Source organism: Paraburkholderia sp. 31.1 (assembly GCF_014397645.1).
Taxonomy (GTDB): domain Bacteria; phylum Pseudomonadota; class Gammaproteobacteria; order Burkholderiales; family Burkholderiaceae; genus Paraburkholderia; species Paraburkholderia tuberum.
On the sequence record NZ_VZQN01000043.1, the window covers coordinates 29,268 to 42,173 of the forward strand.

Annotated in this window: 11 protein-coding genes and 1 pseudogene; 7 read left to right on the forward strand and 5 right to left on the reverse strand. The window is 66.5% G+C overall.

What is annotated here, in order from left to right:
- The first annotated feature begins 14 nt into the window (after nt 1-14).
- Both F6X37_RS28105 and F6X37_RS28110 read left to right on the forward strand, forming a co-directional pair.
- On the forward strand, nt 15-1,448 hold the full coding sequence (locus F6X37_RS28105) for an MFS transporter (protein WP_187613558.1): 1,434 nt from the start codon (nt 15-17) through the stop codon (nt 1,446-1,448).
- Nucleotides 1,449-1,487: 39 nt separating this feature from the next.
- The gene (locus tag F6X37_RS28110; RefSeq protein ID WP_187613559.1) at nt 1,488-1,925 is read left to right on the forward strand and encodes a GNAT family N-acetyltransferase; all 438 of its coding nucleotides are present in this window, start codon (nt 1,488-1,490) and stop codon (nt 1,923-1,925) included.
- A gap of 39 nt (nt 1,926-1,964) precedes the next feature.
- Here F6X37_RS28110 and F6X37_RS28115 read toward each other — a convergent pair.
- Both F6X37_RS28115 and F6X37_RS28120 read right to left on the reverse strand, forming a co-directional pair.
- Nucleotides 1,965-2,108, reverse strand: a pseudogene (locus F6X37_RS28115) (2-oxoglutarate-dependent dioxygenase); the annotation flags it as partial.
- Entirely contained in the window at nt 2,109-2,588 is a 480-nt protein-coding gene (locus F6X37_RS28120) for a nuclear transport factor 2 family protein (RefSeq protein ID WP_187613560.1), read from the reverse strand.
- A gap of 93 nt (nt 2,589-2,681) precedes the next feature.
- On the opposite strand from F6X37_RS28120, the gene F6X37_RS38035 reads away from it, so the two are divergent.
- Both F6X37_RS38035 and F6X37_RS38040 read left to right on the forward strand, forming a co-directional pair.
- A complete protein-coding gene (locus F6X37_RS38035; RefSeq protein WP_410451433.1) occupies nt 2,682-3,131 on the forward strand; it encodes a hypothetical protein in 450 nt (149 codons plus the stop codon).
- A gap of 9 nt (nt 3,132-3,140) precedes the next feature.
- Nucleotides 3,141-3,536, forward strand: a complete 396-nt coding sequence (locus tag F6X37_RS38040; protein ID WP_410451434.1) for a LysR family substrate-binding domain-containing protein — start codon at nt 3,141-3,143, stop codon at nt 3,534-3,536.
- Nucleotides 3,537-3,663: 127 nt separating this feature from the next.
- Here the strand turns inward: F6X37_RS38040 and F6X37_RS28130 are convergent, their stop codons facing one another.
- The 3 genes from F6X37_RS28130 to F6X37_RS28140 form a co-directional block, all read right to left on the reverse strand.
- Entirely contained in the window at nt 3,664-5,103 is a 1,440-nt protein-coding gene (locus tag F6X37_RS28130; RefSeq protein WP_187613561.1) for a nicotinate phosphoribosyltransferase, read from the reverse strand.
- 290 nt (nt 5,104-5,393) lie between these two features.
- Nucleotides 5,394-6,596 (reverse strand): CpaE family protein, encoded by a 1,203-nt coding sequence (locus F6X37_RS28135; protein WP_187613562.1) that lies wholly within the window; start codon nt 6,594-6,596, stop codon nt 5,394-5,396.
- A gap of 181 nt (nt 6,597-6,777) precedes the next feature.
- Complete coding sequence (locus F6X37_RS28140; RefSeq protein ID WP_184059979.1) at nt 6,778-7,047, reverse strand: hypothetical protein; 270 nt, start codon at nt 7,045-7,047, stop codon at nt 6,778-6,780.
- Between the two features lie 1,035 nt (nt 7,048-8,082).
- Here F6X37_RS28140 and F6X37_RS28145 point away from each other — a divergent pair.
- From F6X37_RS28145 to F6X37_RS28155, 3 genes are all read left to right on the forward strand, one after another.
- Entirely contained in the window at nt 8,083-8,352 is a 270-nt protein-coding gene (locus F6X37_RS28145) for a hypothetical protein (protein WP_143037282.1), read from the forward strand.
- 19 nt (nt 8,353-8,371) lie between these two features.
- The gene (locus tag F6X37_RS28150; RefSeq protein WP_187613563.1) at nt 8,372-9,799 is read left to right on the forward strand and encodes a sigma-54-dependent transcriptional regulator; all 1,428 of its coding nucleotides are present in this window, start codon (nt 8,372-8,374) and stop codon (nt 9,797-9,799) included.
- 416 nt (nt 9,800-10,215) lie between these two features.
- The gene (locus F6X37_RS28155) at nt 10,216-12,873 is read left to right on the forward strand and encodes a mechanosensitive ion channel domain-containing protein (RefSeq protein ID WP_187613564.1); all 2,658 of its coding nucleotides are present in this window, start codon (nt 10,216-10,218) and stop codon (nt 12,871-12,873) included.
- The last annotated feature ends 33 nt before the right edge of the window (nt 12,874-12,906 follow it).

The window sequence follows — 12,906 nt, forward strand, 5'->3', positions numbered from 1 at the left end:
CGGGAGCTCGCCCGATGAGCGGCACCCGCACCGCGCACGTCGGCTGGCTGCCGTACATCGTCGCGGCTACCTTCTTCATGGAGTACCTCGACACCACGGTGATCGCCACCGCGCTGCCGCAGATGGCGCGTTCGTTCGGCGTCGGCCCGAACAGCCTGAGTCTCGGCATGACCGCCTACATGCTCGCGCTCGCGATCTTCATCCCGGCGAGCGGCTGGGTCGCCGACCGCTGCGGCGCGCGCACCGTGTTCGTCAGCGCGATCGGCGTGTTCACGGTCGCGTCGGTGCTGTGCGGACTGTCGCAGAACGTGCCCGAGTTCACGGCCGCGCGGCTGCTGCAAGGCATCGGCGGCGCGATGATGGTGCCGGTCGGCCGTCTCATCGTGGTCCGCAGCACCGAGAAAGCTCGCATGATGCAGGCGATCTCGACGATCACATGGCCGGCCATCGCGGCGCCGGTGGTCGGCCCGCCGATCGGCGGCTTCATCACGACCTACGCATCGTGGCGCTGGATCTTCCTGCTGAACGTGCCGTTCGGCCTCGCGGCGATTGCCGTCGCGCTCGCCATCGTGCCGAACCTGCGCGGCACCGAACGCAAGCCGCTCGACGTCGTCGGCCTGCTGCTGAGCGGCGTCGCGCTGACCGCGATTCTGTACGGCGCGGAACTCGCGAGCCAGCCGGCCACCAATCCGTGGCTCGCGGTCTCGATCGTGGCGGGCGGCCTGCTGGTCGGCGCGCTCGCGTTCCAGCATGCGAAGCGTCATCCGTATCCGCTCGTCGACGTATCGACGCTGAAGGTGCCGACGTTTTCCGTGACGGTCATTACCGGTTCGTTCACGCGCATTGGCATTGGCGCGGTGCCCTATCTGATGCCGCTGCTGTTCCAGGTCGGTTTCGGGCTGTCGGCGTTCCGCTCGGGGCTGCTGCTGCTCGCGAGCGCGCTCGGCAATCTCGGCATGAAGGCGCTGACCACGCGCATCCTGCAGCGCTATGGATTCCGGATGGTGTCGATCGTCGATGTGGCGGTGGCCGGCATTTTCATCATCGCGTGCGGACTGCTGACGCCGGACGCGCCGCTCGTGTTCGTGCTGATCGTCGTGTTCGTGTACGGCGTCGCGCGCTCGATGCAGTTCTCGACGCTCGCGACGCTCGCCTATGCCGACATCCCGCAGCCGCAGATGAGCGCGGCGAGTACGCTGTGGAGCGCGGCGGCGCAGATGACGATCGGTCTCGGCATCGCGTTCGGCGCGGTGTCGCTGCGCGTCGCGGCGCTGTTCAACGGCGAGACGACCGGCCACGTGTTCACGCTCGACGATTTCCGCCTCGCGTTCCTGTTCGCGGGCGTGCTGACGCTGCTGTCCGTGCTTGGATATATGGGGCTCGCCCGCAATGCTGGGCAGAGTATCGGTGGGGGTTCGCGCGGCGGTGAAACTCCGGCGAAGAGCTAGGGGACGCGCAAGCGCAGCGCGATCAAAAGGAGACGTGCCGTGCAAGCAGGCGAACTGACGATTTCCAGCCGCATCGACGATCTCGACCTCGACTTCGTCTACACATTCCTGTCGCAGGAAACGCCGTGGGCGCGAGGCATGCCACGCGCGACCTTCAAGCGCGCCGTCGCCGGGTCGCTCTGCTTCGGCGGGTTTGTCGACGGCAAGCAGATGGTGTTCGCGCGCCTCGTCACCGACGAGGCGACCTTCGCCTACCTATGCGACGTGTTCGTGCTGCCCGCGTATCGCGGCCAGGGCTATGCGTCGGCGTTGATGAAACATATCTTTGCGAGCCCTTCGCTCGTCACGCTGCGCAGAATCATGTTGGTCACGACCGACGCGCATCACGTCTATGCGCCGCATGGGTTCACGTCGCTCGAGAACCCCGAGCGGTATATGGAGCTGCATCGACCGGATGTTTACAAAGCGGCCGAATAGGCCCCGCCTCGGCACGCCTCCCACTGATGTGACCCAGCCTCAGCCGTACGCGCGCTCGCGCATCCACTTCGTCATGATCCACTTATCGCCGGCAAGCACCGGCGCGCCGCCGTGCAGAGTCGACGGATCGAGCTGGCGCTGGCCGTTCATGTCGCGGAAATACACCGCGCCGCCCGCACGCGCCTAGTCGTGCGTCAACTGCCCGCGATAGTGCAGCAGCCCTCGGCGCGCCTGCTGCCGGAGCATCCGCTGCACGAACGGCGACCAGCCGAACAGCGTGCCGCGCACGCCCATCGCCTGGCGCATCCACAGCCACAGATCGAAGCGGTCGCGATGCTCGACGATGAGCCCATCGCGGAACACGAAACGCGCCTCGATCCGGTTCACGACGTCGCGCCCCGTCTGGACGAAACGGTAGCGCGCCACCCACTGCGCGCGGCCGGTATGGTCGTCCGCCTCGATGTCGCTGAAGCTCAGCGTGAAGTCTTGCGCATGCTTGACGAGCATGCGCCACATGTCGCGCGCTTCGTCGCCGACCAGCTCGCCGAAAGCGGGGTCGCTGAAGACGACGTCGTCGGCATAACAGGCGACCATGGTCTCGGCGTCGCGTTGCTGGAAGGCGGTGTAGAAACGTTCGATCAGCTCGGTGTTGGGATGGCTCATTGATGTCGTATGGTGTATTGCGGGAGCGCGTCATGCACGCGCAGCGTCGCGCCGCGCACCGGAAAAACAGCCCGCGCGCGGTAGGCGGCGGGGATGGCGCACACGATATCGGAAAACGGCGTGAAAGGGGGGCCGGCGCGAGCCGACGACGGCTTTTACCCTTCCGATATCGCTCCCTTGAAGCGCACCACCTCCGCCCGCCCGGCGAGCTTCCACACCACCGCCGCCACCGACGCCGCGACGAGCGCCGCTACCCCCAGCGCCGCCGCAAAACCCGTGGCGAAGCTGCATTTCGCGTGTGCCGCGCAGCGCGCGTTGCTCGCCGGACGCGGCGAGGTGGGACGCATCGAGATCGGCTATGTGGCGTCGGCCGCGTACGCGGGCGTGTTGCAGAAGGCGGTCGGCGGCTTTCGTGGCACGCATGCGGGCGTCGAGGTATCGATCCGCGAGGTGCCGATGGACGCGGTCGCCGTGATGCTCGGCAACGGACTGCTCGACGCGGCCTACGTGCGTCCGCCGATGCCGCTCGCAACCGGCATTTAGGCCACGACTGTGCATCGCGACCGCTTCGTGCTCGCGCTGCCAGCCGATTCGCCACTCGCGGACTCGGCCTGCGTGCGACCCTCGCAACTGCGCGACCAGTGTTTCGTGCTGCCCGAACAGGAGTCAGGCACCTTCGAAGTCGCGCGGCGCGGGCGCTTCTCACCTCGGCTCGGGCCGCGTCCGGGTACGCTCGCGGCCGTGCTCGCCTGCGTGTCGCTCGGCGGTTACGTGTCGGCCGTGCCGCATACGCTCGCCGATTGCATTGCGCTGCCGGGCGTCGTCTACCGTGACATCGCCGGTCAGCCGATTGCGTCCGAAATCGCGCTCGCGTTTCGTCGGCACGAGCGAGCGCCCGCCGTCAAGGCGTTCCTGCGCTTCGCGCGCGATGGTAAACATTCACGCTGACGGCAGCGTCGCTACGTTGATCGGGGTCGGCGTCCGGTCGGATATTGCGGTAGGTCTGCCCTTCATGCAGCACTGGGCGCTGATGACCCACCCGCTCGTGACCATGCCGATGCGTCAGAAAGCTGGATCAACCTTCGTCCGCATAGGCGCGGCCTCGAATCTCGGCCAGCGACGTATCGACCAGCAAGCGGCCCGCATCGAACACCGTCTCGAGCGCTTCGTCCCACTCGCCCTCCACCGTGCTCTCTTCCCACGCGATCGGCAACGTGACCGTCCGGTACTCGCCGGTGCGGCGATGGCGCAGCAAGGTGAGCCGGCCTTTCATCGAGCGCTTGCCGTGATCCGTGACTGGATCCTTCGACACATCGTGCCACGTGTCGCCTAGCCGGATCGCCGAGCACTTCATCGCGAAGCGCTGCGTATCGCGGTTGATCTGCTGCAACAGCGCACCGCCCATGCCGAACACGATGTTGTCGGTGGCGAAGCCGGCCTCGTCCATCGCGGCGAGGATCGCGACGATCGAATCCGGGTTCACGCCGTCACCCTGAATCACGCGCACATGGTCGAGCACGCGCCGCCCCTTGCTGTTGGTCTGCGACCCGAACGAAGCCTCCAGCGAGCGCAGCGTGTGCAGGACGATCGTGCACGGATCGCCGGAGTCCGGGCGAATCACGAGCATGCCGCCGGAATCGAGCACGGCCTGCTTCAGCTCGCCGCCCCATGCGTTGAGCGCGGCGAACAGGTCGTAAGAGTCGGACACCACCGAAACGATCGCGCCCGGCTTGCCGAAGCGGGCGATCATGTTGCGATACGCGTCGACTTCGCGCTCGCGGCCCCACGACGTGATCGTACTGTGCTCTGCCGCCGGCACCGAGAACGCGGCCATGCGGTCGCGGTAGTAGTGATTCGCCGCAACCACGCCGAGCACCGTATCCGAGCCCATGAAGCTGACGAGATGTGCCGCGCCGCCGATCGCCGCCGACTCCGCGCTCGACACGCCGCGCGCGCCGAAATCATGCAGCTTGAACGGTAGCTGCGAGAGATCGTCGCTGCTTTTCAGCAGATACGCGCGGATCGTCTGGCGCAGATGCCAGCTTTGCGTCGCGACCGTGATCGGATACCACACCCGCATCAGCATCGTCTCCAGATACGACGTGAGCCAGAACACCTGCGGATCGTCGCATTCGACGGTGACGAGCACGTTGTGCGTGGGCACGACCGAGCCTTCGGGCGCCGCGCGAATCCGCACCGGCAGATGGCCGCCGTATCGCTGCACGACGTAGCGCCAGCCCGCCTCGTTGAACGGCTCGCCGTGCGCGCTGAAAAAGGTCCGCGCCTGGTCGATCATCGCGCCGGTAACCGGCCGGCACAGATACTCCTTCAGCAGCATCTGCAAGCCGAAGAACAGCGTGCGGCCGTAACGTCCGCCGCGCGATTCGATGTACGAGAACATCGCCGTCGCGTCGGGCGGATATTGCAGATAGTGCGATGCCTTGTACGAATCCGTATTCAGAATCGGATTGGACAGGATCGACGCGAGGTCGCTGAAACCCTGCGCGTTTTGCATGGACGGTGCTGCGCTCACGTGATTTTCTCGCTGGAGTGACCGGACGGCGCGAGCCTGCCCGACGCTTTCGAAACTCTGCGGCCGCGGCTCTACCCCTACAGACTATGCCGGGGATGACCCTGTACCTCACCTTACTACGGTATGTGCGATAGCGCTCGTCGTCGGACTGTAGCTTCTCTTCGCGCAGGATGAGTCTGGCCCGCAGCGCCAACTGCAGCCGCAGACGATCATGTTCCGATCTCGAGGTTCACCAGTAGAAGACCGGGCTAGAGCAGCGAGTAGACGTCGTCCTAGCCCCCCGGCTTCAATTGCGGCGGCAGATTCGGCCACGTCGCGAGCAACCTGCCGAGCATGCTCCTGCGGCGCTCCGCACCCGCGGGCCACAGCATGTTCGCGAGCAGCACGATACCTTGCGCGAGCCCGCTGTCGCGCGCGCACGCGACGAGCGGCACGCCGCGGCTGAGCGCATCGTTGACGTGCTGATCGTCGCGCGGCAGTTGATGCGCGACCCTCGCGCCGAGCGTGCGTTCGAGCATCGGCAGATTGATCTGCGCGTCCTTGTCGTACTGGTTGACGACGACCCGCACCTTGCTGGACGGATGCCCCAGTTCGCGAAAGATATCGAGCATGCGGCGCGCGCCATGCAGGTACAGCGGGTTCTGCCGCACCACCATGCAGATCGCGTCGCTATGCGCGAGCGCGCGGATCGTCGACGGATTCAGGCTCGGGCCGACGTCGATCAGCACCGCGTCGTAGCGCTCGCGCACCAGCGTCAGAATCCGGTCCAGCTGAGCGGGCAGCAGTTCGGCGGCCTTCAACGGATCGCCGGCGCCGGCGAGCAGATCCAGGTTCGGGCACACGTGCATCGCGCACGCGTCGAACAGCGCCGGGTCGAGTTGCTCGTTGCGCGAGCACAGATCGACGAGCGTCATGGGCGGGGGGCGATTCGCCATCAGCAGGCTCGCGTCGGCGAATTGCTGGCTCAGGTCGATCAGCAGCACGCGCCGCTCACGCCGCGCGGCGAGCGCGCACGCGAGGTTGACCGCGATCAGCGTGGTGCCGCTACCGCCCTTGCTCGACGCCAGGGTGACCACGCGCGCGTGGCGGCGTTCGGGCTCGCGGCGCCGCGCTTCGATCTGCGCAAACGCATCGACGACGGCCTGACGATCGAGCGGCCACGACAGCACCTGCCGCACGCCGACGCGCAGCGCCGCGCCGATCAGCGCGGTGGACGGCGCCGGCGTCACCAGCATGCAATGGAGCGTCGGCGCGCAGGCGAGCGTTTCCTCGATGCCGTCTAATCCGCGGACGCTCAGATTGGCGTCGTCGACGATCAGCAGGTCGGCGCCGCGGACCACGCGCGCGTGCATCGGCAGTTGCCGGGCCGGGCCGAACGCGGTGCGCAGCCGGTAACGCACGCCGCTCTCTTCGAGCCGCACGACGATTCGCTGCGCGTTTTCGATGCTCGCGGCAATCAGGAAGATGTCGATCATGGCAGCTCTGCGGCGCTTGGCGCGTCATGCGCGGGCTTTTATTCCACTCGTCTGTTCACGATTGACGACGCAGGCTTCGGCGCGAGTTCCTTACCGCGACGCTCCCCCGTGAAAACCATGAGCCGGCAAACGGTGTTATCGAATTCCTGCGCGGTCGCTGCGAGCCGACGAGCGGCAAGCGTCAGACGTCGGTTTCATCGTCGTCGCGCCGCTGCGCCGCGCTGCGTTCAGCGCGCACCGGCATGGCGTACAGCGCGTCGCGCAGCAGGTCGCGGCGGATCTCGGCTTGCGCTCGGCGCTCGAGCGCCTCGGCGACGACGAGCGTCAGCAGATCGACCGACGAGCCCGCCGCCTGCGCGAAAAAGCGCGCGCGCGATGCCGCGACATACCGCCGGTAAGTGCTTCTGGTTCCTCCCGAAGCGGCCGGCCTGCGAATCAGTTGTGGTTTCATGTCAGCCCCCGATGTCGAGCAGATTTGCGCCAGGTCACGCCGTCTGGTCTCAGCGCCCCGGCCGTTGGGCCAGGTCGCCGTGTCCGTGCCAACCCACGGACACGGCCCCTGGTTCACCTCGTACATTCGTCTCTCTGTGGAGACTAGCGTCTCTCCCCGCTTCATCGCGCCGGCCGATCCTGATCCGGCGCTGCCCCTTCCCTTTGCGGCGCGTCGCTCGCGAACGTTGCCAGCGCGTTGCCTGTCGTTATCGCCACCCTTTTCGCGTCGTGAGGACAAAAAGTCGAAAAGGAAAAACGGCGAAGTCGTTGCCCTTTTTCGTCCGGTTTTGAATGGCCGCCAAACCGGTCCGCCACTCACCCGTTTGCTAACGTATTTAGAAGGCCCCGCCGCGCTCCCGCAAACGCCTGATGGCTTCCCCGACCATGTCTGCGAGTGACTTTTTTACCGCCGGTCTTTTTTAATCCGGTTTTCCCCGTACCGTCGACCTGGCGGCAAAACATTTTTCTGTGCAGACCTTATTGCAATGGTTATGCCAACACGCATTCGAATTTGTAAGGCACCCGCCAAAGCTTCACTCTGGCGAGAAATCGGTTTGCTTTTGACGCAGTGCGAACCGGCCCGATTTTTGGCGTGGCGCGCATTGATTCGTTTCTGACACGCCAATTCGCCGCGCGCTGGCCGCAAAGCGCGCCTCCCGCTTCCGTCTCGCCAGCCTGCTGACTGGCCGCGGGGCCGGCCACACGCGGCTTCGCCGCTCCTTCCGGTTGGCAAAGCGCCCCACCCGGCGCGGTAAAGCGCATTCGACTCGCGCTGTCCAATCTGTCGCAACTGTGAAACACGACTGCTCGCGCTCCGTCCGTTTTAGTCACGCCTTAATACCCGGGCAATTGCTACGCAATGTGCGATTGCGCGCATAACCGGCCTTGACCGCTTATTCATAAGTGATCCGTGTTAATCCGAAAATCCAACCCGCATACTTCATCCATGTTTCTTTGTCTGGCGCTTTCAGGCGCTTTCGCTTATCGTTAGGCCATGCGCCAATCAGAGCGCTTCTATCAGGTCAACGAGGCAAGCCACGGTTCAAGTGGTTTTCACGGTTCGGGGAAAAAATCGCCGGGCAGTTTCAGCAATGAACGACAAGGTCGCCGCCATTGCATGAATCGGTCCGCCATGCAGCGCGTTCCGGTTCGCGCCGCGCTTGAAGCGTGTCCCTTGTTCGTGATTGCTGCTGTCGTGAATGCGTCGCAGCCGGAGTGCAGCAACTGGCCGCCTGAATCTCACAACGTCGCACGGCAGTCCTGAGGATCGAACGGGGGGAACCATGACTACGACTTGCACGCCGGCCGATATGGAACGCACGGTTCTGTACGTGGCGAACGCGCCCGACCAGATACTCGTCGAGTTTCTGGCCGCGTCGGGATGGCAAGCCGTGCACGCAAAAAGCACGGCCGTAGCGGAACGCATGATCGAACGCGGCAACATCAAGGTCGGTCTCGTTCAGTTGCCCGAAGATTGCACGTCACAGCAGCTGTCCGCGCTCGCGCTGTGCATGCGCCGCGTCGAAACCAACTGGGTCGCGCAGATCGTGCCGGGCCAGGCCGACAACGAGCTGGTCAGCCGTTTCATCCTCGATTACTGCTTCGACTTCGTCACGCAGCCGTGGCTCAACGAGCGGCTCGTGTTCGCGCTCGGCCACGCGCATGGGCTGTCGAGCCTGCGTCAGCCGCGCGTCGTGCCGGAGCCGTCGCTCGGCCGCCACGGCATGGTCGGGCAATGCGAGCCGATGCAGCAGCTCTACCGGCGCATCGACAAATGCGGCGTGACCGATGCGCCGGTGTTCATCGCGGGCGAATCGGGCACCGGCAAGGAGCTGACCGCTCGTGCTATTCACGACCGCTCGCCGCGCGCGGGCCGCACGTTCGTCGCGATCAATTGCGCGGCGATTCCGCCGAGCCTGTTGCAGGCCGAACTGTTCGGCCACGAGCGCGGCGCTTTTACCGGCGCGGTGCAACGCAAGCTCGGCCGGATCGAGAGCGCGCATGAAGGCACGCTGTTTCTCGACGAAATCGGCGACATGCCGCACGAATGCCAGGCGGTGCTGCTGCGCTTCCTGCAGGAAGGCACGATCGAGCGGCTTGGCGGCAACGGTCCGATCAGCGTCGACGTGCGCGTGATCTCGGCCACCCACGTCGATCTGGAGCGCGCCGTCGAAGACAGGCGTTTCCGTTCCGACCTCTATCACCGGCTGTGCGTGCTGCGCCTCGTCGAGCCGCCATTGCGCGAGCGCGGCGGCGACATCAAGCTACTCGCCAATTACGCGCTCAGCATGTACAAGCAGGACGGCGCGCGCAAGCTGCGCGGCCTGTCGAGCGACGCGATCGTCGCGATGTCGAACTATCCGTGGCCCGGCAACGTGCGCGAGCTGATCAACTGCGTGCGCCGCGCGGTCGTGATGAGCGAGGGCCGCTTCATCACCGCGAGCGACCTCGGCCTACCCGAAGCTGACAATGGCCCGGCGGTCACGCTGGCGGAAATCCGCAGCAAGGCCGAAAAGGATGCGATCGAGAACGCGCTGCTGCGGCACGGCTACAAGCTGTCCGATGCGGCGGCCGAACTCGGCATTTCGCGCGCGACGCTGTACCGGCTGATGCACGCGAACCGGCTGCATCAGGAGCCGGCCGGACGCGGCGCAAGCAGCGGCCCCCATGCCGATGACGAAGCAGAGCGCCAGACCTCTTCAGTGGCATAAGCGCGGATTTAAGCGTTTTTTGTAGTGAACGCTTAGCAGCGCACGGTCACGGCGATTGAGCATTCCCGACTTTCCGCGCTCTGCCCGCACGTAGCGTGGTCGTCGAGAACATCCTCGCGCCGCCGCCAGCATGGCCGCCCGGCAAGCGGCCTCCTACCTCCTGCGCCGCCCCGCCCACGGGGCTTTCCGGGCAAGCTTTCTGCTGCCTTCGACAGGCCTGCCGGCCAGCATCGGCTATCCTGTCGGGTCAACGCCCCGCCCGACGGGCGCCGCTCTCGCGGCGCTTTCGCCCGTCCGGCGGGCCTCCGCCGCAGGAACTTCAGCGCCCCGCCCCGTGTCGGTCCCGGGTCACCCCGCTGAAACAGCCCATATTCCGGCACAATCGTCCGCACTGGCTTCATCCCGCTTTACACCCTATGCAAAAATTTCTGCGTATCTGTTTTTTCATTTTTCTGCTCGCAGGCGCGGCGCCCGTCTTCGCCGCCGCGCCTGAGCCTGCCCATCCCACGCCCGCGACACCCGCTTCCGCCGCCGTCGCGCTGACACCTCAGCAGGCCCGCGACGCGCTCGCTGTCCTGAACGACCCCAAACGCCGCGCGCAAGTCGCCGATACGCTGCAAGCGATCGCCGCGGCCGGCGCGTTGAGCGCGCCGCCCGCATCCGCGCCGGCGGCGGCGTCGGCGCCCGCCGCCGCAAGCGGCGCAGCCGCGCTCGTGCCGGACGCGTTCAAATCCAATGGCCTCGCCTCGCAACTCGCGCGCGAGGGCGCGCATTACGCCGGCCATCTCGCGACCTCGCTGCGCGGCTCGATCGCCGCGCTGCTCGACGTCGCGTCGGTGCGCGCATGGTGGAACTGGCAGTTCGCCAATCCGCACGCGCGCGCGGTGCTGTTCGAGGTGCTGTGGTCGCTGCTGGCCGCGCTGATCCCCGCTCTGGTGCTCGAATGGCTGGCGCGGCGGCTGCTGCGGCGCGTCTATCGGGCGATCGCCGCGCGCCGCGAAGCCGCGCTGCAGGATGACAACGACAACTCACCGCCGCCCGCGCACGCCGCCGGCGCCGCGCCGGCCGGTCATCCGCCGACCAGCACGCCGCCGCTGCCCCCGCTGTCATCGGTGCCGTCAGTGCTCGAAGCGCAGGCGCAAGCCGTCACGACTGGCCCGGCCGCGCCGTACGCGACGCCATCCGCCAAAGGCCGCGCCATCGAAGCCGAAGGCAAGCGCAACGCGACGCACCACTGGACGCTGCTGCAACGTCTGCCGCGCGCGTTGCTGATCACGCTGGCGCGGCTCGTGCCGATCGCGGTGTTCCTCGGCGCGGCGAGCGCGCTGATGTCGATCTTCACCGGCAACGGCACGCCGCAGGATCGCGCGCTCGATTCGCTGATCGACGTCTATGTGGTGTGCCGCTGCGTCGTGATCGTCGGCGCGTTCTTCCTGCAGCCGAGCGCACCGCGTCTGCGGCTGCTGCGCATGGGCGATGCGTGGGCCGCGTTCGTGCTCGGCTGGATCGTGCGAATCGTCAGCGTGGTCGGCGCCGGCGTCGCGCTAGCCGAAGTCGCGCAGGCGCTTGGCATGAACGACGCCGCGCATCTCGCGCTGCTGAAAGTGGTCGCACTCGCCGGTCACGTGATGATCTCGATCCTCGTGCTGCACTGCGCGAAACCGGTCGCCAACCGGATCCGCAATCGCTTCGCCGCTCACGAGTCGTTAGAGATGTTCGGCAACGCGTTCGCGGACGCGTGGGCCGTGGTGACCGTGGTCATCGTGATGGGCCTGTGGTTCGTCTGGGCCTTCGACGTACGGAACGGCTATCACGCGCTCGTGAATATCGGCGGCATGACGCTCGCGATACTGATCGGCGCGCGGCTCGTGTCGATCGTGATCTTCGGCGCGCTCGCGCGCATCTTCAATGTGCAGGACGATGCGTCACACTCGCTCGTGCATCAGCACGCCTACCGATACTATCCGGCGCTGCGGCGCGTGATCGGCTGGATCATCGGCAGCGTCACCGCGCTGGTGCTGTTGCAGGCGTGGGGCGTCGACGTCGTCGATCTGTTCCGCAGCGGCACGATCGGCCACCGGCTCGCCTCGGCGCTCGCGACGATCGCCGTCGCCGCGATCATCGCGCTGGTGGTGTGGGAGATCGTCAACGTGTCGGCCGAACGTCGCCTCGATAACTGGACGAGCAGCGGCGATCTGGTGCGCGCCGCGCGTCTGCGCACCTTGATGCCGATGCTGCGCACCGCGCTGTTCTGCGTGATCGCGCTCGTCGTCGTGCTGACCGGCCTGAGCCAACTCGGCGTGAACATCGGCCCGCTGATCGCGGGCGCGAGCATCTTCGGCGTCGCGCTCGGCTTCGGCTCGCAGAAGCTCGTGCAGGACTTCATCACCGGCATCTTTCTGCTGATGGAAAACGCGATGCAGGTCGGCGACTGGGTCACGCTCGCGGGCGTGTCGGGCACCGTCGAATATCTGTCGATTCGCACCGTGCGGCTGCGCGGCGGCGACGGCTCGCTGTTTACGGTGCCGTTCAGCTCGGTGTCGACCGTGAACAACACGAATCGCGGCATCGGCAACGCGGCGGTGCGCGTGAATATCGTGTTCGGCCAGGACGTCGAGCGCGCGATCGAGACGCTGAAGGAAATCGGCGCATCGCTGCGCACGGACGACAACTTCAAGGACGGCATCCTGGCGGACTTCTCGTTCTGGGGCGTCGATGCGGTCGACGGTTCGGCGATCACGCTGGCCGGGCAGATGCAATGCCGCGATACGTCGCGCTGGGGCGTGCAACGCGAATTCAACCGACGCATCCTCGAACGCTTCAGCGAACTCGGCATCGAGATCGCGAATCCGCAGCGTCATCTGCTCACGTGGGACCCGGCGAGCAAGGCCAGGTTCGATACGGCCCCGCCGCGCGAACGCCATGGCAACCGGCCGGACGGCGACGCCGCGGGGGACGGTCACGCTCCGCACAAGGGCGACGCGCCGCTCGACGACCAGATCCCGGTTGATCCGAGCCCGGCCGGCGGCCCTGGTACGCCCGGCAATCCGGGCTCGACCTCGCCGCACGCGTGACGCGTCGCGCGCGTAAAGGTTCGCTGGCGCGGC